Genomic DNA, 24,589 nt, shown 5'->3' with positions numbered 1-24,589 from the left:
CCGCGCGCGCCGCAGGCCGAATCTAGGCAGATGGTGGACCCGTGTCAACCGGCTCGCGCGTAGCGCAGGAACAGCATCCGCTCCCCCGGCAGCGCGTGCACGAGCCGCATGCGCCTGGCCGCCTCGTGCTCGGATGCGGCGACCCGCCCCGCACGGCCCGCGACGAGCGTGGGACTCAGCGTGAGGCAGGCCTCGTCGACGAGGTCCGCCTCCGCGAGCGCGCCGTACAGCGACGGCCCGCCCTCCGACAGCACCGACGGCATGCCGACCGCCGCGAGCTCGGCGAGCGCGAGCGCGAGGTCGACCCGCCGCTCGCCCGCGACGATCACGTCGGCCACGTCGGCGAGCGCCCGTCGGCGGTCCGACGGCGAGCGCTCGCTCGTGACCACGAGGGGCCGGGCGAGGGCCTCGGCGAAGAACGGATGGTCCGGCCCGAGCCCGAGACGCGTCGAGACGACGGCGAACCTCGGCTGCGGCGCCCGCCCGCGGGCCGCGCGCCACGCGGCATCGGAGTCGACGACTCCCGCGCCGCCGTAGCCCTCGGCCTCGACGGTGCCGGCGCCGACGAGCACCACGTCGGCGTGAGAGCGCAGCACCGACATCAGCCGCTGGTCCTGATGGTCGCCGAGCGCCCCGCTCCGCCCGCCGAGCGTCGCGGCGCCGTCGAGGCTCGCGACCATGTTCACCCGGCAGAACGCGGCGTCGCCGGGCCGCGCGGCGTCGACGACGTCGACCGCGTACGCCGCGTGCATCCGGTCGGCGTCGAACTCAGCCGCCTCGCGCGGGCTCATCCGTCCGCTCCCGTCATGTTGTGCTCGAGGTACGCGGGCTGGCGCCATCCCTCGATCGCCTCGACCATGCGCACGGCGTCGACGGTCTCCCGGACGTTGTGGACCCGGACGATCCGCGCTCCCCTTCCGATGCACCACACGGCGGCGGCGAGCGATCCCGCCAGCCGCTCGCGTCGGTCGCGCCGGCCGAGGCTCTCGCCGATGAAGTCCTTGTTCGAGAGCGCGACGAGCAACGGCGGGCCGATCGCGGCGACCTCGTCGAGCCGGCGTGTGAGCTCGAGCGAGTGCAGCGTGTTCTTGTTCAGGTCGTGGCCCGGGTCGACGATGATGCGCTCGCGGGGCACGCCGTGCGCCACGGCGAGTTCGACCCGTTCGCGGAGGAACGCGGTCACCTCGGCGACGACGTCGCCGTACGCCGGCCCCGGGTGGGGCGTGCGCGGCGCCGCGAGGCTGTGCGTGATCACGATCGCGGCCCCGCCGGCGGCGACCACCTCCGCCATCTCGGGGTCGTGGATGCCCGTCGTGTCGTTGATCACGTGCGCGCCGGCGTCGATCGCCCGACGCGCGACCTCCGGGTGGAAGGTGTCCACCGAGACGACGGCTCCGGAACCGGCGAGCGCGGCCACCACGGGGACCACGCGCTCCGCCTCCTCGTCGACGGGCACGGGCGGGCCGGGCGCGAACTTCGCGCCGCCGATGTCGATCCAGTCGGCGCCGTCGTCGATCGCGGCCCGTGCGGCGGCGACCGCGCGGTCCAGGTCGTCGGTGGCGCCGCGGTCGTAGAACGAATCCGGCGTCCGGTTCACGATCGCCATCACGGCGACCTGCCTGGCGAAGTCGAACTCGCGCGGTCCGATGCGGCGGACGCTCCCGTCGCTCATCCGCGGCCCCGCCGCGTGCAGCCCGTCCGTTCGCATGACATGCCGCGAGTCTTCCATGCGGCGGATGCCGCCACGGCCGGTTCATGGCATCCGCTCGCACCGCGCTCGATGAATTCCCAGCCAGGTTCCAGCCCGCGCGCAGGAGAATCGAGGCATGAGCGATGGACCCCGGATCCTGATCGTGGACGACGAGCCCAACATCCGCGACCTGCTGACCACGAGCCTCCGGTTCGCCGGTTTCGCGGTGCGCGCGGTGGCGAACGGAGCGCAGACCATCTCGGCGGTGCTCGAGGAGGAGCCCGACCTCATCATCCTCGACGTGATGCTCCCCGACATGAACGGATTCGGCGTCACCAAGCGCCTGCGATCGGCGGGGTACACCGCGCCCATCCTGTTCCTCACCGCGAAGGACGACACCGAGGACAAGATCACCGGACTCACCGTCGGCGGCGACGACTACGTGACGAAGCCGTTCAGCCTCGACGAGATCGTCGCGCGCATCCGCGCCATCCTGCGCCGCACGATGCACGCCGAGGAGGACGCGGTGATCCGCACGGGCGAGCTCACGATGGACCAGGACACGCACGAGGTGCTCGTCGGCGACGTGCCGGTCGAGCTCTCCCCCACCGAGTTCAAGCTGCTGCGCTACCTGATGCTGAACCCCAACCGCGTCCTGTCCAAGGCGCAGATCCTCGACCACGTGTGGGAGTACGACTTCAACGGCGACGCCGGCATCGTCGAGAGCTACATCTCGTACCTGCGCCGCAAGCTCGACCAGCATTCCTCCGAACCGCTCATCCAGACCAAGCGCGGCTTCGGCTACATGCTGAAGTCATCGAAGGCGTAGTACAGGGCCGGTACAGGGTGCCTGCGTAGACTCGCCGACGCCATGCATCAGACCGTCGCCGACCGCTGGAGCCGCGTCTCGCTCCGCACGAAGATCACGGGCGTCACCGTGCTCATGCTGACGCTCGGACTGCTCGTGTCCGGCATCGGCACCGCGGCGATGCTGCGGACCTACGTGGAGGCCCAGCTCGAGTCGAAGCTCAGCGCGATCGCCTCGGGCGACCTCGACAAGTACTTCGACGGCGGTCCCGGGGCCACCCGCGGGACCGACGACCTCGACTTCAGCTCCGCCAACGACGACGTCTTCATCGCGCTGTACGACGCGCGCACCGGCGAGTTCCGCGACCACAACTGGAAGGACCGCGATCCGTCGACCTTCCCGATGCTCCCGGAGCGCCTCACCCAGGGCGAGGTGTACGCCTGGAACTCCAGTGGCGGCTACCGCGTGTTCTCGCTCTACGACACGGGCGGCGAACCGACCTTCCGCGGGGTGTACGCGGTGGCGACGGCCGATCAGCAGGGCGGTCTCGCTCCCATCATCGTCGCCATCTCCTCGCGCGACACCGAGCGGATCCTGGCCGCCTACCTCACGATCTTCCTGGGCTTCGGTCTCGGCGTCGTCCTGGTCGGAGCGCTGCTGACGCGCATGCTGGTGACCTCGACGTTCGCTCCGCTCCGGGAGGTCGAGCGGACCGCCGCCGCCATCGCCGACGGCGACTTCGGACAGCGCCTTGCCGGGGCCACCCCGAACACCGAGGTGGGACGCCTGAACCGGTCGCTCAACACGATGCTCAACCGGATCGACCGCGCGTTCCGCGACCGTGCCCGGACGATCGACCAGATGCGCCGGTTCGTCGGCGACGCGTCGCACGAGCTGCGCACCCCGCTCGTGTCGGTCCGCGGCTATGCCGAACTGTACCGCATGGGCGCGCTGCAGACCCCCGACGACGTCGGGCAGGCGATGGACCGGATCGAGAAGGAGGCCATCCGGATGGGCGGCCTCGTCGAGGACCTCCTCGCCCTCGCCCGCCTCGACGAGGCGAAGCCGCTCGACCTCGCCGAGGTCGATCTCGTGCCCCTCGCCCGCGACGCCGCGCTCGACGCCATGGCGGCCAACCCCGGGCGCGAGGTGACAGTGATCGCGCCCGAGGACGTCCGCACCGGCTCCGCCGACGTGGTGTCCGGCGACGTCGAGGTGGATCTCGACTCGGCCACGACGAGGACCGGCGGCGCGATCGCCCTCGCCGGGGCGACGCTCGCCCGCCTGCGCGGGCGGCGCACCGGCGTCGGGGCCGGCGCGGAGAGCGGGGGCCGCGGGCGACGCGGCGGCCGCGGTGCGGCCCGGGGCGGCGGCCCGGATGCCGCGCGGGTCGGCGCGGCCGCGGCGCGGACCGGCGAACTGGTCGTGCCCGCCTCGGCCATGGCGTCGCCGACGTCCGGCGCCCCCCGAGCGGACGAGTCGGACGTCCCGGTCCGGCGCGCCGTCGTCCTCGCCGAGGAGAACAAGGTCCGCCAGGTCATCACGAACCTGATGGGCAACGCGATGCGCTTCACCCCCGAGGACAGCCCGATCGAGATCCGGGTCTCGGTCGACGACGAGGCCGAGCGCGCCGTGCTCGAGATCGTCGACCACGGCGAGGGCATCCCGCCCCAGATCCGCGAGAAGATCTTCCAGCGCTTCTGGCGCGCCGACACGTCCCGCACCCGGGAGACCGGCGGGTCCGGTCTCGGGCTCGCGATCGTGTCGTCGATCGTGAACGCCCACAACGGCCAGGTCGACGTCGTCGAGACCCCCGGCGGCGGCGCGACCTTCCGCGTGGCGCTCCCCCTCGCGGGTTCGACGGCGGCGCCGCAGCCGGTCGCGGCCTCCTGATCGGCACCGCTCCTCCACAGTCGCCGCCTCGCCGGCGGGCCGGAGCGCGTGAGCGCGCATCGGAGCTCGTACCGCTCGCCGTGCGTAGCCTGCGACCGACGCCCCGGGATCGGCTCGGGGCGACCGCGAGGAGAGGATCCACACGATGACGCGATTCCAGGTCGACAGCGAGCAGGTGGCGGCGGCCACGGCGGGCGCACAGGGGACGATCGGCCGGATCCAGTCCGAGGTCGCGTCCCTCGTCGCCCAGCTGACCGGGCTCCAGGGCTCGTGGTCCGGACAGGCGGCCACCGCGTTCCAGGCGGCCGTGAGCGACTGGCGCGCGACGCAGCTCCAGGTGGAGCAGAGCCTTGCCGGCCTCGGCCAGGCGCTGGGCACGGCGGCCGCGCACTACGCGGATGCGGAGTCGGCGAACGCCCGGCTCTTCCTCCGCTGATCGGCGCGTCACGGCGGGCGATCCGATCCCGCCGCCGCCCCGCGTCGCAGCAGGAGCGGCCGCGGACGACGAAGGGCGCCTCCCGGAGGAGGCGCCCTTCGCGCGTGGTGCAGTGCGGACTAGAAGTCCATGCCGCCCGTGGGGTCGGCGGGGGCCGCAGCGGCCTTCTCGGGCTTGTCGGCGACGACGGCCTCGGTGGTGAGGAACAGGCCGGCGATCGACGCGGCGTTCTGCAGCGCCGAGCGGGTGACCTTCGCCGGGTCGATGATGCCCTGGGCGATGAGGTCGCCGTACTCGCCGGTCGCGGCGTTCAGGCCGTGACCGTCGGGCAGCTCGGCGACCTTGTTCGCCACGACGCCCGGCTCGAGACCGGCGTTCAGCGCGATCTGCTTGAGCGGGGCCTCGATCGCGACGCGGACGATGTTCGCGCCGGTCGCCTCGTCGCCCTCGAGCGACAGGGTGGCGAACGCCTTGGCACCGGCCTGGATGAGGGCGACGCCACCACCGGCGACGATGCCCTCCTCGACGGCGGCCTTCGCGTTGCGGACGGCGTCCTCGATGCGGTGCTTGCGCTCCTTGAGCTCGACCTCGGTGGCCGCACCCGCCTTGATGACGGCGACGCCGCCGGCGAGCTTGGCGAGGCGCTCCTGCAGCTTCTCGCGGTCGTAGTCCGAGTCGGTGTTCTCGATCTCCGAGCGGATCTGGGCGACGCGGCCCGCGATCTGGTCGGGGTCGCCCGCGCCCTCGACGATGGTCGTCTCGTCCTTCGTGATGACGACCTTGCGCGCCTGGCCGAGCAGGTCGAGGGTGGCGTTCTCGAGCTTGAGGCCGACCTCCTCGGAGATGACCTGGCCGCCGGTGAGGATCGCGATGTCCTGGAGCTGGGCCTTGCGGCGGTCGCCGAAGCCCGGCGCCTTGACGGCGACCGACTTGAAGATGCCGCGGATCTTGTTCACGACGAGCGTGGCCAGGGCCTCGCCGTCGACGTCCTCGGCGATGATCAGGAGCTGCTTGCCCGACTGGATCACCTTGTCGACGACCGGGAGCAGGTCCTTGATGTTGGAGATCTTCTGGTTGGCGATGAGGATGTACGGGTCCTCGAACACCGCCTCCTGGCGCTCCGGGTCGGTGACGAAGTACGCCGACAGGTAGCCCTTGTCGAAGCGCATGCCCTCGGTGAGCTCGAGCTCGGTGCCGAAGGTGTTCGACTCCTCGACGGTGACGACGCCCTCCTTGCCGACCTTGTCGATCGCCTCGGCGATGATCTCGCCGATCTGCGCGTCGGCGGCCGAGATCGACGCGGTCGCGGCGATCTGCTCCTTGGTCTCGATCTCCTTCGCGGCGGAGAGCAGCTCCTCGGAGACGGCCGAGACGGCCTTCTCGATGCCGCGCTTGAGCGAGATGGGGTCTGCGCCGGCCGCGACGTTGCGCAGGCCCTCGCGGACGAGCGCCTGGGCGAGCACGACCGAGGTCGTGGTGCCGTCGCCGGCGACGTCATCGGTCTTCTTGGCGACCTCCTTGACGAGCTCGGCGCCGATCTTCTCGTACGGGTCGTCGAGCTCGATCTCCTTGGCGATCGACACGCCGTCGTTGGTGATCGTGGGGGCGCCCCACTTCTTCTCGAGGACGACGTTGCGGCCGCGCGGGCCGAGGGTCACCTTGACCGCGTCGGCGAGCTGGTTGAGCCCACGCTCGAGCCCGCGGCGGGCCTCCTCATCGAAAGCAATGATCTTTGCCATGTGTGTCTCTCGTCCCTTCCGGACGTTCAAAGATTCCAAGGGTTTAGCACTCAAAACGAGAGAGTGCCAAACCGATTCTGGCACTCACCCGCGCCGAGTGCAAGCGAGCTGCGGCGGCTGCGCCCGGCCCGCGCACGCGGAAGCGCCGCCGGCGTCGCCGGCGGCGCTTCGACGGGTGCGGACTCAGGCGGGGCGGACCGCTTCGGCCTGCGGGCCCTTGGAGCCCGACCCGACCTCGAAGGTCACCTGCTGGCCCTCCTCCAGGACCTTGTACCCCGCCATGTCGATGGCGGAGTAGTGGACGAAGACGTCCTGGCCTCCGCCGTCGACGGTGATGAATCCGTATCCCTTTTCAGCGTTGAACCACTTCACGGTTCCGTTCGCCATGCGTTGCTCCCATGTTGCCTGTATCCGAGTCAGCACGTGCCGTCGCCTGTACCGGGCCGCCGACGAGCCGACCCGGCGCCGGGGGCCCGGCACCGGGTGCGCCACGCGCGTGCGAGCGGCCGAATCCAGATAGTCACAGGCCGCTGACCGGGCACAAGGGCCCGGGCGCCGCGAATGATCGCAGATTTGCAACGATTCCCGGTCGTCAGCCCTGGGCCTGCGACGCGTAGTCCGCGCCGAGCACCACGACGAGCTGCATGCCGGTGACCCCGAACTCCTCCGACAGCCGCACGTCGCCGACGGGGAGCAGCTGGAGCACGCCGCGCGCGGCCCCCTCGAGCTCGGGTGCGGCGTAGTAGACGACCGTGGTCTCGATGTCGGAGGTGTCGGCGTTCGAGGTGATGCCGACCTGCACGCCGCCCGCCGTGAGGGTCTCGCCCACGCTCGCCGCGAGGCCGCTCGTGGTCGTGCCGTTCAGCACGGCGACCGGGACGTCGGGCGCGATGGTCGGGGGCGCCGTCGCCACCGGCGACTGGGTGGGGACGGGCTCGCCGCCCCCGAAGTCGAGCCGGTCGTTGTAGACGCTGACCGCCGCGATGCCCGCGCCGGCGAGGACCACGGTCGCGAGCGCGGCCCAGCCGAACGCGACCCAGCGCGACCCGCGTCGCGCCGGGGCGCGGTGCGCCCCCACCCGCTCGATGCCGTGCGGGATCGAGTCGAACCGGTCTCTCGGATACTTCTGGGTCATGGGTCCTGCCGAGGTCGGGGCCGGCGCGGATCCGCGGCGACGCCGGTGGGCATCGTCCGCTCCGCGCGGGCGGCGGCTCGGGCCGCGCGCTGGCGCTGCAGCCGCTTCACGAGCATCGGATCATGGCGGAGGGCGGCCGGATCGTCGACCAGCTCGCCGAGCAGCCGGTAGTAGCGTGCGGCCGACATCCCGAGCTCGTCGCGGATCGCGTCGGCCTTCCGCGCCGGATCCCGCCAGGCCCGCGCCTCGAAGACGAGGATGCCGAGGCGGTGCTCGTCGAGGCCCTCGCCCGAGCGCGCCGGGATCGGTTCCGGCCCCCGCCGTCCTGCTGCGGCCATCGCACCTCCTCGGAGTCCGTCGCGGTCGCCCACTCGTCAGAGGACATCCTAGAGAGCGGATGCCGCTGGGCCGGCACGCCACCCGGGTCCCGGGCACTCCGCGGAACATGCACGGCCCGTCATGCGTTGCACCGCCTGTCGCGGGAACTGCGACGATGGGATGAGACGAACGACGAGGAGTCCGCATGGCGTACCAGGTGAACAAGTCCGAGGAGCAGTGGCGCGAGGAGCTCGGCGCCGAGCGGTACGCGGTGCTGCGCGGGGCCGGGACCGAGCGCGCGTGGACGGGCGAACTCCTCGACGAGGAGCGCGCCGGCGTCTACACGTGCGGCGCGTGCGGCGCCGAGCTGTTCAAGAGCGGCACGAAGTTCGACTCCGGATGCGGCTGGCCGAGCTTCTACGAGTCCGTCCGCCCCGACGCGGTCGAACTGCTCGAGGACGCCTCGCTCGGCATGGTGCGCACCGAGGTGCGCTGCGCGAACTGCGGCTCGCACCTCGGGCACGTGTTCCCCGACGGATTCGGCACCCCGACGGGCGACCGGTACTGCATGAACTCGATCGCGCTCGACTTCGCACCCGAGTCCTGAGCGTGGCATCCGTTCGCGAGGCGTCGCTCGCCCGGCGATCCTGGCCGAAGGTGACCGACGACGCCCCCGACGACGCCGAGCTGCTCGACCTGCTGGCCGCGGCGGCGCGCGTGGCCGACCACGCCTCGCTCGCGCCGTGGCGGGTCATCGCGATCCGTGGCGAAGCCCGCGGGCGCGTGGGACGGGCGCTCGCCGCCGCCGCCGGAGCCGAGGGCGCCGCGGCGGCCAAGCTCGAGGCCAAGCCGCAGCGCGCTCCGCTGCTGCTCGCCCTCGTGGCGACGACCCGGCCGCACCCGAAGGTCCCGGAATGGGAGCAGGAGGCGACGGCCGCGGGAGTCGGCCACCTGCTCTCGCTCCTGCTCGACGAGGCCGGGTGGGCCGTGATGTGGCGGACCGGCCCGCTCACGCGCCATCCGATCGTCGCCGACGCGCACCGGCTGGCCGCGGGCGAGCGCCTGCTGGGATGGCTCTACGTCGGAGGCAGGCCCGACCGCGATCGCCCCGAGCGGCGCGTCGCCGTCGACGTCGCGGCGCGCTTCAGCTCGCTGGACTGATCGGCCGCGCCGCCTCGGCGACCGGTTCCGCCTCTGGCGCGGCGACGTGCTTCGGGCGCGCCCAGCGGACGCCCGCGAGCGCCACCGCGACGAGCGCCAGCACGGTGCCGCCGATCGTCGCGATCCCGACGGGACGCCCCGTCGCAGGGATCAGCAGGTCGAGCGCCAACGCGGCCGAGAGCTGGCCCGCGACCAGCCCGAGGGCGAGCAGCAGCACGCCCACGCGGCGCACGAGCACCGCCTGGGCCGCGATGAACACGCAGCCGATCGCGCCGCCGGAGTACAGCCACCACTCGGTCGGCATGGCCGCGGGCCAGCCGGAGGATGCCGCGTGCACGAGCATCACGCCGAGCAGGACGGTCGTGCCGACGGCGAAGTTGGCCACCGTCGCGGCGAGGGCGCTCGCCGCCGCGGTCCGGACCCGGCCGTTCATGGCCTGCTGCCACGAGGCACCGATGCCCGCCGCGAACGGCAGCAGCATCAGCCACAGCGGCACCGACGCGGAGACCTGCGCCGACACGGCCCACGCGACCGCCGCGAGCGCCAAGGCGGCGCCGACCACGCGCGCGACCGTGAGCGGGCGCCGGCCGCCGGGGCCGATGCCGATCAGGTCGAAGACGACGCCGCCGAGGGTCTGCCCGGCGACGACGCCGATGGTGAAGAGGGCGACGCCGAGCACGCCGACGGCGATGCCCTGGGTGGCGACGAACCAGGCCCCCGCCACCCCGCCGAGCAGCATCCACCACGGCACGGCGCCGGCGCGGAACGCGACCCCGAGACGCCGCAGGCCGCGGCGGCCGCCTGGCCAGGCGACGACGACGGCGAGCAGCAGCACCAGTCCGGAGCCGAACGAGATCACCGCGGCGACCGAGTAGTCGTCGATGGCCCGCGCGAGCTGGCCGTTCACGCGGGACTGCAGCGCCACGAGCGAACCGGACACGATCGTCAACGCGATCGCGACCCACATCGGCACGCGCGAGTCCACCGCGTGGGCGTGCGGGGGCGAGTGGTGCGACGGCGCCGCCGAACCGCCCTCGTCGGGGCGGGATGCGGGGGCCGGCGTGATCGACATGGAGCCGGCTACGGGACTCGAACCCGTAACCACCGCTTTACAAGAGCGGTGCGCTACCAATTGCGCCAAGCCGGCGTGACTCCCCCACATCCTACCGATCGGGCCGGCGGGACGACGACGGCCCGGACCCATCGGGTCCGGGCCGGTCCGCGACGATCAGCCCGCGGGGGTGGGCGTCGGGGTCGGGGTCGGCGTGCCGTTCGACTCGGAGTAGCTCTCGCCAGCGGCCTGGAGGACGAAGGCGCGGAACTCGGCCGGGTCCTCGAGCGAACCCACGTACTGCTTGCCGTTCACGAGCACGGTCGGGGTGCCCTTGACCGACTCGAGGTCGGAGTTCGGGATCGGCTGCGTGAGCGCCCGGTTGGTGGCGTCCTCGACCCAGCTCTTGAACTGCGTGTCGTCGATGCACTCGTCGACCGACGACGCCGCGCCCGCCTCCGCGGCGAGCTCCTTGATCTCGGCGTTCGACGGGCCCGCGGTGAGCTCCTCGGGCTGGTTCTCGAACATGAGGGCGTTGAAGTCGAAGAAGGCCTCCGGCGACTCCTCCGCGACGCAGGCGGCGGCGTTCGCGGCCCGGAGCGAGTACTGGGTGCCCGCGGACTTGTTCGTGAGGATCGCGATCGGGTGGATCTCGAGGGTCGCGGCGCCCTGCTCGACGAGCGTGCGCATCGACTCGGAGTTGGTCTGCTCGAACTGCCCGCAGTAGGGGCACAGGTAGTCGACGTACACGACGATGTTGGCGACGGTGCCGCTCTCGTCGGGCTCGGTGGGCGTCGGGTCGCCGCCCGCCGGGATCGCGGGGGTCTCGACGGCCTCGATGCCGTTCTCGCCGCCGACCAGCAGGATGCCGTCGCTGGCCATGTTGCGGGGGCCGGGCCCGTCGGTCGGCATGTTGGCGGCGATCATCCCGTAGACGAGGGCCGCGATGGCGACGATGGCCACCACGACGCCGCCCTGGATCAGGAATCGGTTCCGGCGCTCCTTCTTGCGCTGCTCCTCGCGGAGGAGTCGCGCCTTCTCACGGGCCGCCTCACGTCGCTCGTTGCGGGTGGGGCGCGGCTGGATGGGTCCGCCAGTGCTCATGGATGGTCAACTCCGGGTCGCTGTGAGGGCGCGCGAGGATGCAGGCGCACGCATCGAAGAGTGTAGGAGCGCACACTGTGAATCGCCCAAACGGGACGTGCACACGGCCTCGATGCGGCCTCGGCGAACGCCGGGGACGACCGGCTCGATGCGGCTCGTCCGCGGCCACGTGACATACTGAGGGAGCGTCGACACCGAGGTCGGCGTTTCCATTCACTACGGATCGTCCGGCACGTACCTGCCGGTGAAGGAGCACAGAACCATGGCATCAGTCACGTTCGACAAGGCCACCCGCCTGTATCCCGGCGGAACCCGCCCGGCCGTCGACAAGCTCGACCTCGAGATCGCGGACGGCGAGTTCCTCGTCCTCGTCGGCCCCTCGGGCTGCGGCAAGTCCACCTCGCTGCGCATGCTCGCCGGCCTCGAAGAGGTCAACGACGGCAACATCTTCATCGGCGACCGCAACGTCACCGACGTGCCGCCGAAGGACCGCGACATCGCCATGGTCTTCCAGAACTACGCGCTGTACCCCCACATGACCGTGGCCGAGAACATGGGCTTCGCGCTCAAGATCGCCGGCGTCGGCAAGGAGGAGCGGGCCGCGCGCGTGCTCGAGGCGGCGAAGCTCCTCGACCTCGAGCCGTACCTCAACCGCAAGCCGAAGGCGCTCTCCGGCGGCCAGCGCCAGCGCGTCGCCATGGGCCGCGCGATCGTGCGCCAGCCCCAGGTGTTCCTCATGGACGAGCCGCTGTCGAACCTCGACGCCAAGCTCCGCGTCCAGACGCGCACCCAGATCGCCTCGCTGCAGCGCCGCCTGGGCGTCACCACGGTCTACGTCACGCACGACCAGACCGAGGCGCTCACGATGGGCGACCGGATCGCCGTCCTGAAGGACGGCGTGCTGCAGCAGGTCGGCAGCCCGCGCGAGCTGTACGAGCGGCCCGACAACGTCTTCGTCGCGGGCTTCATCGGCTCGCCGGCGATGAACCTGTTCCACGCCGACCTCGCCGACGGCGGCGTCAAGTTCGGGCAGTCCGTCGTGCCCGTCGAGCGCGACGCCATCGCCCACGCGACCGGCTCCGTCGTGACGGTCGGCGTCCGTCCTGAGGACATCACCGTCTCGAACACGCCCGGCGAGGGCATCGAGGTCGAGGTCGACCTGGTCGAGGAGCTCGGCGCGGACGGCTACCTCTACGGCCACTCCACCATCGAGGGCAAGCGCACCGACATCGTCGCGCGCGTCGACGGCCGCGTGCACCCGAACGCCGGCGAGACGGTCTACCTGCTGCCGACGCCCAAGCACATCCACGTGTTCGACGCCGAGTCGGGCCAGCGGCTCAACCCGGCTGCCGTCGCCAACTGATCCGTCGCATCCTGCGACCGCGATGCCGGTCGGGCCTCGGCCCGGCCGGCATCGTCGTTCCCGGGTACGCTTGGGCCTGATGAGCGGCACACTCTCGATCACGTCGGCGATGACCGACCCCGCCCTGCTCGACCTGCCGTGGGACCTCGCGCTCGAGGCCTGGCCGAACGAGACCATCGCGGCGCTGCCGAAGGGCATCTCCCGGCACCTGGTCCGCTTCGCGCACCTCAGCGGCCACGTCGTCGCCATCAAGGAGACGACGGCCGAGATGGCCAAGGGCGAGTACGAGATGCTGCGCATGCTCCAGCGCCTCGAGATCCCCTGCGTCGAACCCGTGGCGGTCATCACGAACCGCACGGATGCCGACGGCGAGGAACTCGCGCCGGTACTCGTCACGCGGCACCTGCGGTTCTCGCTGCCCTACCGCGCGCTGTTCTCGCAGACGCTGCGGCCCGACACCGCGACGCGCCTCGTGGACGCCCTCGCGGTCCTGCTCGTCCGCCTGCACATCGTGGGGTTCTTCTGGGGCGACGTCTCGCTGTCGAACACCCTGTTCCGCCGCGATGCGGGGGCGTTCGCGGCCTACCTCGTCGACGCGGAGACCGGCAAGCTCTACGAGGGCGGACTCTCGAACGGGCAGCGCGAGAACGACCTCGAGATCGCCCGGGTGAACATCGCCGGCGAACTGCTCGACCTCGAGGCCGGCGGCCGCGTCGCCGACGAGCTCGACCCGGTCAACATCTCGAACGGCATCGTCGACGCGTACCGCAAGCTGTGGACCGAGCTGACGGGGTCCGAGTCGTTCGGCGTCGGCGAGCGCTGGCGCATCAACGAGCGGGTGAACCGCCTGAACGACCTCGGATTCGACATCGAGGAGCTCGCCATCCGCACCGACTCCTCCGGCACGACCCTGCGCATCCAGCCGAAGGTCGTCGACGCCGGGCATCACCAGCGTCGGTTGCTCCGGCTCACCGGGCTCGACGCCGGCGAGAACCAGGCCCGGCGCCTCCTCAACGACCTCGACTCCTACCGCGCCGCCTACAACAAGCAGGACCTCGACGAGGAGATGGTGGCGCACGAGTGGCAGATGCGCGTCTTCGAGCCCGTCGTGCGCGCGGTGCCGCAGGAGCTCCGCGGCAAGCTGGAACCCGCGGAGGTGTTCCACGAACTGCTCGAGCACCGCTGGTACATGGCGCAGCAGCGCGGCCACGACGTGCCCCTCGCCGAGGCGCTGACCTCGTACATCAACGACGTGCTGCGCCACCGGCGCGACGAGGCGACCGTGATCGGGCCGCCGACGGAGGCCATCACGACCGCGCTGCCGGTCGCCACCGACACCGACGAGGTGCCGATCCACGACCCCGACGACGAGGGCGACTGGCGCCTGAAGGTCTGACGGCTAGTCGCGCGCCGCGCGCAGCTTCGCGATCTCGTAGAGCGTGACGGATGCGGCGATGCCCGCGTTCAGCGACTCGGTGGCCGCCGAGATCGGGATCGACACGATCGCATCGCACGTCTCGGTGACCAGGCGCGACAGGCCCTTGCCCTCTGAGCCGACGACCACCACGATCGGGCGGTCGGCGAAGTCGAGGCCCGGGAGCGAGACGTCGCCGTCGCCGTCGAGGCCGAGGACGAAGACGCCGCGCTCCTTCAGCGCCTTGAGCGTCTGCGTCAGGTTGGACGCCATCGCCACGGGCACGCGTGCAGCCGCCCCGGCCGAGGTCTTCCACGCGGCGGCCGTCACGCCGACCGACCGGCGCTGGGGCACGATGACCCCCTGCCCGCCGAACGCCGCCGTGGAGCGGATGATCGCCCCGAGGTTGCGGGGGTCGGTCACGCCGTCGAGCGCGACGAACAACGGCGTCCCGTCATCGGCGAGCACCTCGTCGAGCAGGTCGACGGGGTGCGCGTACTCGTAGGGCGGCACCTTGAGCGCGAGGCCCTGGTGCACGCCGCCCTCGCCGGAGAGCCGGTCGAGCTCGGGCCGCATGACCTCGAGGATGGGGATGCCGCGGTTCGTCGCGATCTTCACGGCTTCCTTGACGCGGTCGTCCATCTCGATCCGAGCGGCCACGTACAGCGTCGTCGCGGGGATGCGCGTGCGCAGCGCCTCGACGACCGCGTTGCGGCCGGTCACGATCTCGGACTCGTCGCCCGACTTCGATCGCCGGGCGGCACCCGAGGCTCCGCGAGGCGCACCGGCGCGCGCGGGCGCGCGCCCGCCGGACTTCGCCGCGGCACGCTCGGCTGCGGCCTTCTTCTTGTACGCCTGGTGGTAGGGCCGATCCTCGGCCTTCGGCGTGGGGCCCTTGCCCTCGAGCGCCTTGCGGCTGTGGCCGCCGGTCCCGACCTTCTGGCCCTTGCCCTTCTTGCGCACCGCTCCGGCGCGAGGCTTTCCGCTGCTGCCCTTCATGAGGTGAGGCTCCAATGCGTTCCGGTCTGGCTGTCTTCGATGGTGATGCCGGCATCGGCGAGTTCGGCGCGGATGCGGTCGGCGGTGGCCCAGTCCTTCGCGTCGCGCGCGGCGCGGCGGTCCTCGACCAGGCGGGTGATGAGGCTGTCGAGTGCGGATGCCACGGGCCCGGCCTCCGTCGCCCAGGCCGGGTCGGCGGGGTCGATGCCGAGCACGCGGACCATGGCGACGACCTGCCCGCGCCGCATCGCCGCGGTCGGCAGGTCCTCGTCGTCGAGCGCCTGGTTGCCGGCCCGCACGGTCTCATGCAGCACGGCGAGGGCCTGCGGCACGCCGAGGTCGTCGTCCATCGCCTCGGCGAAGGCATCGGGCCACGCGGCATCCGCGCCGCTGTCGGCGTGATGGGTGCCGGCGAGCCGGCGCTCCACGCGCGACAGGAACGTGCGGATGCGATCGACCGCGGCCTCGGCCTCGGCGAGCGCCTCGGGCGAGTAGTCGAGCGTCGACCGGTAGTGCGCCTGCCCGAGGTAGTAGCGCACCGCGAGCGGCGAGGCCAGCGCGGTGAGCTCGTGCGCGTACACCGAGTTGCCGAGGGACTTCGACATCTTCTGCCCGCCGATGTTCACCAGGCCGTTGTGCACCCAGTAGCGTGCGAAGCCGTCGCCGGCCGCGGTCGACTGGGCGAGTTCGTTCTCGTGGTGCGGGAAGCGCAGGTCGAGGCCGCCGCCGTGGATGTCGAACTCCGGGCCGAGGTAGCGCGCGGCCATCGCCGAGCACTCGATGTGCCATCCGGGCCGGCCCGGGCCCCACGGCGATTCCCAGCCGGCGGAGCGCGGCTCGGTCGCCTTGTGCCCCTTCCACAGCGCGAAGTCCCGCGGGTCGCGCTTGCCCCGGGGGTCGGAGTCGGCCGCGGCCTCCATGTTCTCGCGCGCCTGCCGGGTGAGCTCGCCGTAGGCCGGCCAGCTGCCGGTGTCGAAGTAGACGTCGCCCGAGCCGTCGGGCGCCGGGTAGGCGTGCCCGCGGTCGATGAGCCGCTGGATGATCCGCTGCATCTGCGTGACGCTCGCGGTCGCGCGCGGCTCGTAGGTCGGCGGCAGGATGCCGAGCGTGTTGTAGGCGGCGGTGAACTCGAGCTCGACCCGGTACGCGAGCGACCACCACTGCTCGCCGATGCCCTCCTCGGCGGCGGCGTTCAGGATCTTGTCGTCGATGTCGGTCACGTTCCGGACGAAGGTCACCGCGTACCCGCGCGCCAGGAACCACCGGCGCACGATGTCGTACACGAGGGCGCTGCGCAGGTGCCCGATGTGCGGACTCGACTGCACGGTGGGTCCGCAGACGTACATGCCGACGTGCCCCTCCTGGAGGGGCACGAAGTCACGCAGGGCCTGGGCCTTCGAATCGTGGAGTCGTACGGTCACCCGTCAAGCGTACCGGCCGCCCGGGATCCGGGACGGGCGCCCGACCGGGCGGGACGCCTCCAGCGCGACCCTCGTTCCGACGGGTCGTTCGACCGGACGGATCCCGGTCCCCGTCGCCTCGGAAGGAGCACGACCATGTCCGTCGACCACCGCCCGCTCTCCTCCGCCTCCGCGGACGCCGCCGTCCCCGTCCCGGATGCCTCGACGACACGCCGTCGCACCCGGGCCCGATCGGCCGCCTGGACCGCGGTGGCACTGTACGCCGCACAGTTCGCCGTCGGTGCCGCCGGAGCGCTCAGCGGCACCGACGTCGGCGATCACGCCGAGGGCCTCGGCGGCGCATCGGAGGGCCTCGGCGGCGGCGCGTTCGTCGCCGCCGCGGTCGCGCTCGCCGCGCTCGCCCCTCGCGGCGCACGGCTGGCCGCGTGGCTGCCGGCGATCATCGGGCTCGGCACGTCGGGCGTCACCATGGCGTGGGTCGCGGCCACCGGGGTCGAGCCGCCCGTCGAGGTGTTCCTCGTCGAGGTATCGCTCACCGCGATCGGCCTGGCCGTCGTCGGCGTGCTCGGCGCCCTCCGCCGCCGGGTCTGGCCGTGGTGGGTCGGGATCGCCGTCGCCCTGCTCATCCCGGTGATGTTCCTGGTGCCCGTGAACTCGATCCCGCTCGCCCTCGCCTGGATCGCGGTCGCCCTCACGGCGCGCCCGGATGCACGGTGCTGACCGCATGCCGACCCGTGGATACACTGCGGCCATGGAGCCCGGCCGAGAGCGACCCGCGCGGAGCGCGGCGAGTCGCGTCGCGATCTCCCTCGTGGCGGTCGCGGCCGTGGCATCCGGCACCGTCACCCTCTACTCGATCCCCGCCGTCTGGCGCGCGCGCACCGCAGCCTGCGAGCCGGGACGGTGCCCGCCCGGCTCGCTCGGGGAGGATGCGGCGGCGCGGCTGTCGGGACTCGGGATCGGGATCGACGGGTACGTCGCCGTCGGACTCGTGTCGTCGCTCCTGGTCGCCGCCGCCTGCCTCGCCGTGGCGGCGTTCCTGCTGCGGGGCGCCGCGGCGAGCCCGGAGCCGCGCGGGGCGATCACGGCCGCGGCCGCACTCACCGCGATCTCCGCCGGGTTCCCGCAGTTCGTGCCGGCACTGGTCGCCGAGCAGCCGGCGCTCTGGTGGACGGGTGCGCTCGTCGACGCATCCGTCCTGCTGCTGGTCTGGTGGGTGGCGTCGTTCCCCGACGGGGTGGTCCGCGGATGGTGGGGGTGGGCGCTCGTCGTCGCGGGCGTCGGCTGGACGATCCTCTCCCTCCAGGCGTCCGCGAGCGGCGAGGTCGGGCCGGCGGTCCCGGTCGCCACCGGGGTCGTCGTCGTGCTGGTCCTCGCGAACCTCGTCGCGGACATGGTCACGGGCGATCGCGAGCGACGACGCCTGACGGGAGGAACGACTGCGGCGCTCGGGGCCGCCTTCGCGGCGCTCGGCATCGCCGCCGTGCTGCAGGGATCGGGTCTGGCCCCGACCGGCGGCGCGATCGACCTGGTGCTGCAACCGGTCCTCGTCACGGCGTTCCTCGCCGTCCCGGTCGCCATCGCGTCCGCCGTGCTGCGCCGCGGGCTCTGGGCCGAAGCGGCGCCCGTCACTCGGATCGTGGCCGCGGCGGCGACCGCACTGGCGGCGCTGGCGATCTACGTCCTGGGGGCGCTCGGTCTCGCGGCCGGAGGGGCCGAGCCAGCGGTGGCGTTCGCGCTGCCCGCCGCACTGCTCGGCATCGTGCTGCCGTGGGTGGATCGCCTGTCGGTGAGCGTGGCCCGGCGAGCACTCACCGGCAGCGACCTCGACCGGCGACGCGCGCTCGCGGAACTCGGATCGGGGCTCGCGCTGGCCGCCACGCCCTCGCTCGCGCCCGACGTCGTGGCCGGCTCGATCGCCGAGGCGCTCGGGCTGCGGGGGGCCGCGATCGAGGTCGGCGACGAGGATGTCGAGCGCGCCGTGCACGGCGAGGGGCTCGTCATGCCGCTGATGCACGCCGGTCGACTCGAGGGGCGGCTGGTGCTCGAGCCGCGTCGCCCCGGCGAGCGCCTCGACCCGGCGCAGTACGAGGCGCTCGAGCCCGTGTGCGCGCAGCTCGCCGCCGTGCTCCACGGACGCCGGCTGGCACGCGAGCTCGACCGATCGCGCCGTGCCCTGGTGGCCGCACGGGAGGACGAGCGCCGGCGCATCCGCGACGACCTGCACGACGAGCTCGGTCCGACGCTCGCCGCGGCGACGCTGACCCTCGGGGCGGCCGAGCGCGAGGCCGCACACGATCCCGGCACCGCGGTCCACCTCGTCGGGGAGGCGCGACGGCAGGTGACCCACGCGGTCGACGACGTCCGACGGATCGTCCGGGGCCTGCGCCCGCCGGCGCTCGACGACATCGGCCTGGTCGGTGCCGTCCGCGCATACGCCGACGCGATGACCGGACCCGTGCGCGTGGAGGTGAAGGCGGGGAACACTCCCGTGCTCTCCGCGGCGACCGAGGCGGCCGCGTACGCGATCGCACTCGAGGCCATCTCGAACGCCGTCCGCCATTCCGGCGGTTCGCGGTGCACCGTCTCGCTGGGATTCGAGGAGGGCCAGCTCGTGCTCCGCATCGCCGACGACGGGCATGGTCCCGGCGCGGGCGGGATCGGCGTGGGCAGCGAGTCGATGTCGCGCCGTGCGCGCGAGCTCGGCGGACGCCTGGAGGTCTCCGGCGGCACCGCCGGGACGACCGTCGTGGCCCGCATCCCGGGGGCCGCGGTCGCCGCGGAGGTACCGTGACCGAGGCGATCCGGGTCGCGATCGCCGACGACCACGCGCTGTTCCGGCAGGGCGTCCGGGCGATGCTCGCCGCCGTCGGCGACCTCGACCTGGTCGCCGAGGCAGAGGACGGCGACGACGCCGTCCGCCTCGCCGTGACCGAGGCCCCGGACGTCCTCCTCCTCGACATCCGGATGCCGCGGCGCAGCGGCGTCGACGCCCTCGGCGCGATCCGCGCGCGGGCCCCGGGCGTCCGGGTCGTCATGCTCACGATGGTCGACGACGAGGAGGCGGTCGGGGCCGCTCTCCGCGAGGGCGCCGTCGGATTCGTGCTCAAGGGCGCCGACCCCGACGAACTGGTCCGCGTCGTGCGCGCGGCCGCGCGCGGGGAGCTGCTGCTCGGTGCGAGCATCGCGACCCGGGCGGCGGCGCTGCTGCAGCCCGCGGCCGGTCCGTGGCGACCGCCCCTTCCCGAGCTCCGGGAACGCGAGCGCGAGGTGCTCGACCTGCTCGCCGCGGGCCACGACCCGGCCGGGATCGCCCGTCGGCTGCACCTGAGCGTGAAGACCGTGCGCAACGTGCTCGCCGGCATCCCCGCCAGGCTCGGCGTGGCGACCCGGGACGAGGCGATCGAGCGGGCACGCGCCGCGGGCCTCGGCCGTGGATGACGTCGTCGCCCGGCGGTTCCGCGGCTCAGGCCGGGAGGATGCTCGCCGTCGCGAGGGCGGTGACGCCTTCGCCCCGGCCGGTGAAGCCGAGGCCGTCGGTCGTCGTCGCGGCGACGCTCACCGGCGCCCCGACGATCCGCGTCAGCGCGGCCTCGGCCTCGGCCCGTCGCGGGGCGAGCTTCGGACGGTTGCCGATCACCTGCACCGACACGTTTCCGACGCGCCACCCCGCCTGGGCGAGCCGCCGTACGGTCTCGGCGAGGAACACCTCGCCGTGCGCGCCGGAGAACCGCGGGTCGTCGGTGCCGAACATGCCGCCGATGTCGCCGAGTCCGGCGGCCGCGAGCAGCGCGTCGCAGATCGCGTGGGCGACCGCGTCGCCGTCGCTGTGACCCGAGAGTCCGCGCTCATCGGGCCACTCCAGGCCGGCGAGCCACAGGGGGGTGTCGGCGTCCTCGGCGAACGCGTGCACGTCCACGCCGGTGCCGACACGCGGGGCCGCTGCGTGCGGGGTCAGGGCACGGTGCACTGCACGCTCGGCGGCGGCTCCGGTCCCGCCGCGCGCGGCCACGAGCTGCTCGGCCCGATCGAGGTCGGAGGGGACGGTGACCTTGAACGCCCGCGCATCGCCGGGGACGACGTAGACCGGCAAGCCCGCCTCCGCGACGAGGGCGGCGTCGTCGGTGAAGTCCGCCGCGGCGCCCGCGTACGCCGACTCGAGCACCTCGCGGGGGAAGCCCTGCGGGGTCTGCATCGCGGCGAGCTCGGAGCGGTCGACGGTCTCGAGGATCCGCCCCTCACCGTCGACGCGCTTGACGGTGTCGACCACGGCGAGACCGGGCACGATGCCGTGTCCGCGCGCCTCGACCGCGGCGGCCACCTCGTCGAACACCGCCGCGGGCGCGAGCGGGCGCGCCGCGTCGTGCACGAGCACGACCTCGATCTCGCGCGGGAGCTCGGCGATGCCGCGCGCGACGGACTCCTGCCGGGTGAGGCCGCCGGCGACCACCACGAGGTCGGCGGATGCCGCGGCCGCGCGCGGCGCGTACCGCGCGCGCACCTCGTCGACGCGGTCGGCCGGGGCGACCACCACGACGAACGGCGCAACGCGCATGCCGAGCACGGCATCCAGCGCGACGCCGAGGATCGTGTCGCCGCCGAGCGGGACGAGGGCCTTGGGTTCCGGATGCCCGAGTCGCGTGCCGGAGCCGGCCGCGACCACGATGACGGCGACGGTGGAGTCGTTCACCCCTCCACCGTAGCCGCCCAGCGACGACCGCTCCGGGCCCATCGACCCGAGCCGGTCGATGCCCCGGAGACGACGATCGCCGCCGTGCGCGTCAGCGCCGGCGGCGATCGTCGAAGGGGCTCGGCCTAGGAGGCGAGCACCTCGTCGAGGACGGTGGAAGCCTGCTCCTCGTCGGTCTTCTCCGCGAGCGCGAGCTCGGAGATCAGGATCTGGCGGGCCTTCGCGAGCATGCGCTTCTCGCCCGCGGAGAGGCCGCGGTCCTGGTCGCGGCGCCACAGGTCGCGCACGACCTCGGAGACCTTGATCACATCACCCGAGGCGAGCTTCTCGAGGTTCGCCTTGTAGCGGCGCGACCAGTTGGTCGGCTCTTCGGTGAAGGGGGCGCGGAGCACCTCGAAGACCTTGTCGAGGCCTTCCTTGCCGATGACGTCACGCACGCCGACGAGGTCGACGTTCTCGGCCGGAACCTCGATGACGAGGTCGCCCTGCGTGACGTTCAGCTTGAGGTAGAGCTTCTCTTCGCCCTTGATGATGCGTTTCTTGACTTCGACGATCGTCGCGGCTCCGTGATGGGGGTAGACAACGGTCTCGCCAACCTCAAACAGCATGAATAGACGTCCTTTCGGCAACTTTCAGGATATCACACCGAGGTAGTGCTAGGGTTCCGCCTCCACCCCCGGGGAGCGGCCCCGCCGTAGGCTAGACTCATCGATGTTCCCGCGCGGCGATCGCATGCGCCCGCGCGCACGCACGTCACGTTGGAGGTTCTGTGAAGGCGCGTCTCGCGGCATCCGCTGCTCTGGCTCTCGGCATCGCCATCGGCGGAAGCGGCTGCGCCATGATCACGTACCAGGCGACGACCGAGGAGTACGACGCGAGCGACGGCATCTCGGTCGACGTCGGAGCGCTCGAGGTCCGCAACGCCCTGGTGGTCAGCGACGACGGCGAAGAGGGCAACCTCGTCCTCTCGGTCACCAACTCGGGCGACGAGGACGCCACGCTCGGGATCGAGATCGCGGGCGAGACCATCGAGATCGACGTCGACGCCGGCGAGACCGTCTCCCCCGGCGCGACCGACGAGGAGCCCGTGCTCGTCGAGCGCCTCGACGCCGAGGTGGGCGGACTGGTCACCGCCTTCTTCGTCACCGAGGGCGCCGAGGGCCGCGAGGTCACCGTGCCGGTGCTCGACGGCCGCCTGCCCGAGTACGAGGAGCTCGTGCCCTGACCGGCACCCCATCGCACTTCACCGAAGCGGATGCCGCAGCGCGAGCGCGGCATCCGCTTCGTCGTGTTCAGGCCTCGAACCGGTAGCCGAGTCCGCGCACGGTGACCAGCTGCACGGGCTCGGACGGCGTCGCCTCGATCTTCGACCGGATGCGCTTGATGTGCACGTCGAGCGTCTTCGTGTCGCCGAAGTAGTCGCTGCCCCACACGCGGTCGATGAGCTGGCCGCGGGTCAGGACGCGTCCGGCGTTGCGCATGAGCAGCTCGAGCAGCTCGAACTCCTTCAACGGCATCGCGACCGGCTCGCCGTCGACCTCGACCGTGTGGCGATCCACGTCCATGCGGACCCGCCCGCCCGCGATGACCCCGTCCTCGTGCTCCTCCGGCTCGATCCGGCGGCGGAGCACCGCCCGGATCCGCGCGAGGAGCTCGCGCGTCGAGTAGGGCTTCGTGATGTAGTCGTCGGCGCCGAGCTCGAGTCCGACGACGATGTCCACCTCGGAGTCCTTGGCGGTGAGCATGATGATGGGGGCCTGCGATCGCTGGCGGATCTCGCGGCACACCTCGGTGCCGGGCAGGCCCGGCAGCATGAGGTCGAGCAGCACGAGGTCGGCGCCGGCGCGGTCGAACGCCTCCACCGCGGACGGCCCGTCGGCGGCGACCTCCACCTCGTAGCCCTCGCGCTCGAGCAGGAAGCTCAGGGGCTCGCTCAGCGCGATCTCGTCCTCGACGAGCAGGATGCGGGTGGTCACGTGCGGTCTCCTCGGGAAGGCGCGGCCGGCAGGGCCGCTTCGATGCGGGCGGGGGTCTCGGAGTCGGGTGCGGGGGACGGCGCGTCGGGCCCCGCGGACACGGTCTCTGCCTCCGCCTCCTCGGGCTCGGGCCGGGCGACCGGCGGCTCGGCGAGCGGCAGCCGGATGGTGAAGGTCGAGCCGCGGCCCGCCTGCGACCACACCCGGACGTCGCCGCCGTGGTTCTGGACCGCGTGCTTGACGATGCTGAGGCCCAGCCCGGAGCCGCCGGTGTTGCGCGAGCGCGCCTGGTCGACGCGGTAGAAGCGCTCGAACACGCGCTCCTGGTCCTCGGAGGCGATGCCGATCCCCTGGTCGGCGACCGCGATCTCCACGGCGTCCCCGTCGACCGTGACGCCGATCCCGACGCGGCCGCCCTCTCCGGAGTACGCGATGGCGTTGGCCACCAGGTTGTGCACGGCCACGACCATCAGCGCCTCGTCGCCGTAGATCTTCGCCTTCGACTTCGCGCGGAGTCGCACCTCGATGCCCTTGGCCGCGGCGACGATGCGGTTCTGGTCGACCGCGGCGGCCACGATGCGGTCGACATCGAGCAGTTCGTCGCGGCGGAGCGCGTCGCGCGCCTGCAGCCGCGAGAGCTCGATCACCTCGCTCGTGATGTGCGCGAGCCTGGTCGACTCGATCGAGAGCCGCTCGGCGAACCGCCGGACGCGATCGGGCTCGTCGGCCGCGTGGTCGAGCGCCTCCGCGAGCAGGCTCACCGACGCGATCGGGGTCTTGAGCTCGTGGCTGATGTTCGCGATGAAGTCGCGTCGCACCTCGTCGAGACGGCGCGCCTCGGTGCGGTCGTCGGCGAGCAGCACCACGAATCGCGTGCCGAGCCGGGCCACGCGCACGTCGACTTGCATCGTGGCGTCGCTGAAGGGACCGCGGGCGAGCAGCAGCTCGGTCTCGATGGGCTCCCCGGTGCGCCGGACCGACCCGACGAGCTCCAGCAGCTCGGGATGCACGAGCATCTGGTTGCGCACGAGCCCCATCGCCAGCGCGCCCGGCGACGCGCGCAGCACGTTGTTCGACGGGTCCAGCACGACGCCGGCCGACTCGAGCACGTCGAGCAACTGGTCGACGCCGTCGGGGATCGTGGGTGCCACGACGCGCGCCGCGCTCTGCCCCCGCCGTTCGGCGACGTGCAGTACGACGGTGAAGCCGGCCCCGATGAGCACGCCGAGCGCGAGCGCGGCGAGCACGGACCAGGTGGAGTCCATGGATCCAACGATAACCACCGGCCGGGCCCGTCACGTCCGCGATGACGTCGGGCGAGGGTAGGTTAGGCAGTGTTCAGGAGCGCGGCACCTGCTGTTCACCTGCAACGGGGAGGATGTCGCGGGCCG

The 24,589-nt window shown here is 72.6% G+C and carries 25 protein-coding genes and 1 tRNA gene; 11 read left to right on the top strand and 15 right to left on the bottom strand.

The window, feature by feature from the left end:
- Positions 1 to 44: 44 nt before the first annotated feature.
- Entirely contained in the window at positions 45 to 791 is a 747-nt protein-coding gene (locus ACUY4T_RS12405) for a pyrimidine reductase family protein (protein ID WP_446019269.1), read from the bottom strand.
- The gene (gene folP / locus ACUY4T_RS12400) at positions 788 to 1,672 is read right to left on the bottom strand and encodes a dihydropteroate synthase (RefSeq protein WP_446019268.1); all 885 of its coding nucleotides are present in this window, start codon (positions 1,670 to 1,672) and stop codon (positions 788 to 790) included. The genes ACUY4T_RS12405 and folP overlap by 4 nt, the downstream gene beginning before the upstream one ends.
- A 154-nt stretch (positions 1,673 to 1,826) precedes the next feature.
- Between folP and ACUY4T_RS12395 the strand changes: the two genes are divergently transcribed.
- The 3 genes from ACUY4T_RS12395 (at position 1,827) to ACUY4T_RS12385 (ending at position 4,827) form a co-directional block, all read left to right on the top strand.
- On the top strand, positions 1,827 to 2,519 hold the full coding sequence (locus tag ACUY4T_RS12395; protein ID WP_446019267.1) for a response regulator transcription factor: 693 nt from the start codon (positions 1,827 to 1,829) through the stop codon (positions 2,517 to 2,519).
- Positions 2,520 to 2,561: 42 nt separating this feature from the next.
- Entirely contained in the window at positions 2,562 to 4,391 is a 1,830-nt protein-coding gene (locus ACUY4T_RS12390; protein ID WP_446019266.1) for a sensor histidine kinase, read from the top strand.
- A 145-nt stretch (positions 4,392 to 4,536) separates the two neighbouring features.
- Positions 4,537 to 4,827, top strand: a complete 291-nt coding sequence (locus ACUY4T_RS12385; RefSeq protein ID WP_446019265.1) for a WXG100 family type VII secretion target — start codon at positions 4,537 to 4,539, stop codon at positions 4,825 to 4,827.
- Between the two features lie 119 nt (positions 4,828 to 4,946).
- Here ACUY4T_RS12385 and groL read toward each other — a convergent pair whose 3' ends face one another.
- The 4 genes from groL to ACUY4T_RS12365 form a co-directional block, all read right to left on the bottom strand.
- The gene (gene groL / locus ACUY4T_RS12380; protein WP_446019264.1) at positions 4,947 to 6,566 is read right to left on the bottom strand and encodes a chaperonin GroEL; all 1,620 of its coding nucleotides are present in this window, start codon (positions 6,564 to 6,566) and stop codon (positions 4,947 to 4,949) included.
- A 183-nt stretch (positions 6,567 to 6,749) separates the two neighbouring features.
- A complete protein-coding gene (locus ACUY4T_RS12375; RefSeq protein WP_067948690.1) occupies positions 6,750 to 6,953 on the bottom strand; it encodes a cold-shock protein in 204 nt (67 codons plus the stop codon).
- A gap of 205 nt (positions 6,954 to 7,158) precedes the next feature.
- The gene (locus tag ACUY4T_RS12370; protein ID WP_446019263.1) at positions 7,159 to 7,701 is read right to left on the bottom strand and encodes a LytR C-terminal domain-containing protein; all 543 of its coding nucleotides are present in this window, start codon (positions 7,699 to 7,701) and stop codon (positions 7,159 to 7,161) included.
- The gene (locus ACUY4T_RS12365; protein WP_446019262.1) at positions 7,698 to 8,039 is read right to left on the bottom strand and encodes a DUF3263 domain-containing protein; all 342 of its coding nucleotides are present in this window, start codon (positions 8,037 to 8,039) and stop codon (positions 7,698 to 7,700) included. The genes ACUY4T_RS12370 and ACUY4T_RS12365 overlap by 4 nt, the downstream gene beginning before the upstream one ends.
- A 185-nt stretch (positions 8,040 to 8,224) precedes the next feature.
- On the opposite strand from ACUY4T_RS12365, the gene msrB reads away from it, so the two are divergent.
- Both msrB and ACUY4T_RS12355 read left to right on the top strand, forming a co-directional pair.
- Positions 8,225 to 8,626 (top strand): peptide-methionine (R)-S-oxide reductase MsrB, encoded by a 402-nt coding sequence (gene msrB / locus ACUY4T_RS12360; RefSeq protein WP_446019261.1) that lies wholly within the window; start codon positions 8,225 to 8,227, stop codon positions 8,624 to 8,626.
- 2 nt (positions 8,627 to 8,628) lie between these two features.
- Positions 8,629 to 9,180 carry a nitroreductase family protein gene (locus ACUY4T_RS12355; protein WP_446019260.1) on the top strand — a complete coding sequence of 184 codons (552 nt, stop codon included), beginning with the start codon at positions 8,629 to 8,631 and terminating at the stop codon, positions 9,178 to 9,180.
- On the opposite strand, the gene ACUY4T_RS12350 is transcribed toward ACUY4T_RS12355, so the two are convergent.
- The 3 genes from ACUY4T_RS12350 to ACUY4T_RS12340 form a co-directional block, all read right to left on the bottom strand.
- Positions 9,164 to 10,252 (bottom strand): DMT family transporter, encoded by a 1,089-nt coding sequence (locus tag ACUY4T_RS12350; RefSeq protein ID WP_446019259.1) that lies wholly within the window; start codon positions 10,250 to 10,252, stop codon positions 9,164 to 9,166. The two genes, ACUY4T_RS12355 and ACUY4T_RS12350, sit on opposite strands and share 17 nt — an antisense overlap.
- Positions 10,252 to 10,327, bottom strand: a tRNA-Thr gene (locus ACUY4T_RS12345). The genes ACUY4T_RS12350 and ACUY4T_RS12345 overlap by 1 nt, the downstream gene beginning before the upstream one ends.
- Before the next feature lie 81 nt (positions 10,328 to 10,408).
- Positions 10,409 to 11,335, bottom strand: a complete 927-nt coding sequence (locus ACUY4T_RS12340) for a DsbA family protein (protein ID WP_446019258.1) — start codon at positions 11,333 to 11,335, stop codon at positions 10,409 to 10,411.
- A gap of 262 nt (positions 11,336 to 11,597) precedes the next feature.
- Between ACUY4T_RS12340 and ACUY4T_RS12335 the strand changes: the two genes are divergently transcribed.
- Together ACUY4T_RS12335 and ACUY4T_RS12330 are read left to right on the top strand one after the other, a co-directional pair.
- Positions 11,598 to 12,698: an ABC transporter ATP-binding protein gene (locus tag ACUY4T_RS12335; RefSeq protein ID WP_446019257.1), complete on the top strand. Its 1,101-nt coding sequence runs from the start codon at positions 11,598 to 11,600 to the stop codon at positions 12,696 to 12,698.
- A gap of 79 nt (positions 12,699 to 12,777) precedes the next feature.
- Positions 12,778 to 14,094, top strand: a complete 1,317-nt coding sequence (locus tag ACUY4T_RS12330) for a DUF4032 domain-containing protein (RefSeq protein WP_446019256.1) — start codon at positions 12,778 to 12,780, stop codon at positions 14,092 to 14,094.
- Between the two features lie 3 nt (positions 14,095 to 14,097).
- Here the strand turns inward: ACUY4T_RS12330 and rlmB are convergent, their stop codons facing one another.
- On the bottom strand, positions 14,098 to 15,111 hold the full coding sequence (gene rlmB, locus ACUY4T_RS12325) for a 23S rRNA (guanosine(2251)-2'-O)-methyltransferase RlmB (protein WP_446019255.1): 1,014 nt from the start codon (positions 15,109 to 15,111) through the stop codon (positions 14,098 to 14,100).
- Positions 15,108 to 16,532, bottom strand: coding sequence for a cysteine--tRNA ligase (gene cysS / locus ACUY4T_RS12320; RefSeq protein ID WP_446019254.1), 1,425 nt, complete (start codon positions 16,530 to 16,532; stop codon positions 15,108 to 15,110). The genes rlmB and cysS overlap by 4 nt, the downstream gene beginning before the upstream one ends.
- 135 nt (positions 16,533 to 16,667) lie before the next feature.
- Between cysS and ACUY4T_RS12315 the strand changes: the two genes are divergently transcribed.
- The 3 genes from ACUY4T_RS12315 to ACUY4T_RS12305 are packed head-to-tail and all read left to right on the top strand — an operon-like array spanning position 16,668 to position 19,973.
- Positions 16,668 to 17,252, top strand: a complete 585-nt coding sequence (locus tag ACUY4T_RS12315; protein WP_446019253.1) for a hypothetical protein — start codon at positions 16,668 to 16,670, stop codon at positions 17,250 to 17,252.
- A 31-nt stretch (positions 17,253 to 17,283) separates the two neighbouring features.
- Positions 17,284 to 19,326, top strand: coding sequence for a sensor histidine kinase (locus ACUY4T_RS12310; RefSeq protein ID WP_446019252.1), 2,043 nt, complete (start codon positions 17,284 to 17,286; stop codon positions 19,324 to 19,326).
- The gene (locus tag ACUY4T_RS12305; protein WP_446019251.1) at positions 19,323 to 19,973 is read left to right on the top strand and encodes a response regulator; all 651 of its coding nucleotides are present in this window, start codon (positions 19,323 to 19,325) and stop codon (positions 19,971 to 19,973) included. The genes ACUY4T_RS12310 and ACUY4T_RS12305 overlap by 4 nt, the downstream gene beginning before the upstream one ends.
- Before the next feature lie 25 nt (positions 19,974 to 19,998).
- Here ACUY4T_RS12305 and ispD read toward each other — a convergent pair whose 3' ends face one another.
- Both ispD and ACUY4T_RS12295 read right to left on the bottom strand, forming a co-directional pair.
- Positions 19,999 to 21,264 carry a 2-C-methyl-D-erythritol 4-phosphate cytidylyltransferase gene (gene ispD, locus ACUY4T_RS12300; RefSeq protein ID WP_446019250.1) on the bottom strand — a complete coding sequence of 422 codons (1,266 nt, stop codon included), beginning with the start codon at positions 21,262 to 21,264 and terminating at the stop codon, positions 19,999 to 20,001.
- Between the two features lie 83 nt (positions 21,265 to 21,347).
- Positions 21,348 to 21,830, bottom strand: coding sequence for a CarD family transcriptional regulator (locus ACUY4T_RS12295; protein WP_067948714.1), 483 nt, complete (start codon positions 21,828 to 21,830; stop codon positions 21,348 to 21,350).
- 161 nt (positions 21,831 to 21,991) lie between these two features.
- Here ACUY4T_RS12295 and ACUY4T_RS12290 point away from each other — a divergent pair, with 161 nt between their 5' ends.
- Positions 21,992 to 22,447, top strand: a complete 456-nt coding sequence (locus tag ACUY4T_RS12290; RefSeq protein WP_446019249.1) for a DNA modification methylase — start codon at positions 21,992 to 21,994, stop codon at positions 22,445 to 22,447.
- Between the two features lie 67 nt (positions 22,448 to 22,514).
- On the opposite strand, the gene ACUY4T_RS12285 is transcribed toward ACUY4T_RS12290, so the two are convergent.
- Both ACUY4T_RS12285 and ACUY4T_RS12280 read right to left on the bottom strand, forming a co-directional pair.
- Positions 22,515 to 23,198 carry a response regulator gene (locus ACUY4T_RS12285; RefSeq protein WP_446019248.1) on the bottom strand — a complete coding sequence of 228 codons (684 nt, stop codon included), beginning with the start codon at positions 23,196 to 23,198 and terminating at the stop codon, positions 22,515 to 22,517.
- The gene (locus ACUY4T_RS12280) at positions 23,195 to 24,463 is read right to left on the bottom strand and encodes a sensor histidine kinase (protein ID WP_446019247.1); all 1,269 of its coding nucleotides are present in this window, start codon (positions 24,461 to 24,463) and stop codon (positions 23,195 to 23,197) included. The genes ACUY4T_RS12285 and ACUY4T_RS12280 overlap by 4 nt, the downstream gene beginning before the upstream one ends.
- Positions 24,464 to 24,589: the final 126 nt, after the last annotated feature.

The organism is Agromyces arachidis (assembly GCF_052805135.1).
Note: the sequence above shows the minus strand (reverse complement) of the source record. Positions and strands in the feature narration are given on the sequence as shown.

Bases quoted from the DNA above. Each gene is read 5' to 3' on its own strand.
- ACUY4T_RS12405 (WP_446019269.1), bottom strand. From the start codon at position 791: ATGAGCCCGCGCGAGGCGGCTGAGTTCGACGCCGACCGGATGCACGCG.
- folP (WP_446019268.1), bottom strand. From the start codon at position 1,672: ATGAGCGACGGGAGCGTCCGCCGCATCGGACCGCGCGAGTTCGACTTC.
- ACUY4T_RS12395 (WP_446019267.1), top strand. From the start codon at position 1,827: ATGAGCGATGGACCCCGGATCCTGATCGTGGACGACGAGCCCAACATC.
- ACUY4T_RS12390 (WP_446019266.1), top strand. From the start codon at position 2,562: ATGCATCAGACCGTCGCCGACCGCTGGAGCCGCGTCTCGCTCCGCACG.
- ACUY4T_RS12385 (WP_446019265.1), top strand. From the start codon at position 4,537: ATGACGCGATTCCAGGTCGACAGCGAGCAGGTGGCGGCGGCCACGGCG.
- groL (WP_446019264.1), bottom strand. From the start codon at position 6,566: ATGGCAAAGATCATTGCTTTCGATGAGGAGGCCCGCCGCGGGCTCGAG.
- ACUY4T_RS12375 (WP_067948690.1), bottom strand. From the start codon at position 6,953: ATGGCGAACGGAACCGTGAAGTGGTTCAACGCTGAAAAGGGATACGGA.
- ACUY4T_RS12370 (WP_446019263.1), bottom strand. From the start codon at position 7,701: ATGACCCAGAAGTATCCGAGAGACCGGTTCGACTCGATCCCGCACGGC.
- ACUY4T_RS12365 (WP_446019262.1), bottom strand. From the start codon at position 8,039: ATGGCCGCAGCAGGACGGCGGGGGCCGGAACCGATCCCGGCGCGCTCG.
- msrB (WP_446019261.1), top strand. From the start codon at position 8,225: ATGGCGTACCAGGTGAACAAGTCCGAGGAGCAGTGGCGCGAGGAGCTC.
- ACUY4T_RS12350 (WP_446019259.1), bottom strand. From the start codon at position 10,252: ATGTCGATCACGCCGGCCCCCGCATCCCGCCCCGACGAGGGCGGTTCG.
- ACUY4T_RS12340 (WP_446019258.1), bottom strand. From the start codon at position 11,335: ATGAGCACTGGCGGACCCATCCAGCCGCGCCCCACCCGCAACGAGCGA.
- ACUY4T_RS12335 (WP_446019257.1), top strand. From the start codon at position 11,598: ATGGCATCAGTCACGTTCGACAAGGCCACCCGCCTGTATCCCGGCGGA.
- ACUY4T_RS12330 (WP_446019256.1), top strand. From the start codon at position 12,778: ATGAGCGGCACACTCTCGATCACGTCGGCGATGACCGACCCCGCCCTG.
- rlmB (WP_446019255.1), bottom strand. From the start codon at position 15,111: ATGAAGGGCAGCAGCGGAAAGCCTCGCGCCGGAGCGGTGCGCAAGAAG.
- ACUY4T_RS12315 (WP_446019253.1), top strand. From the start codon at position 16,668: ATGTCCGTCGACCACCGCCCGCTCTCCTCCGCCTCCGCGGACGCCGCC.
- ACUY4T_RS12310 (WP_446019252.1), top strand. From the start codon at position 17,284: ATGGAGCCCGGCCGAGAGCGACCCGCGCGGAGCGCGGCGAGTCGCGTC.
- ispD (WP_446019250.1), bottom strand. From the start codon at position 21,264: ATGGGCCCGGAGCGGTCGTCGCTGGGCGGCTACGGTGGAGGGGTGAAC.
- ACUY4T_RS12295 (WP_067948714.1), bottom strand. From the start codon at position 21,830: ATGCTGTTTGAGGTTGGCGAGACCGTTGTCTACCCCCATCACGGAGCC.
- ACUY4T_RS12280 (WP_446019247.1), bottom strand. From the start codon at position 24,463: ATGGACTCCACCTGGTCCGTGCTCGCCGCGCTCGCGCTCGGCGTGCTC.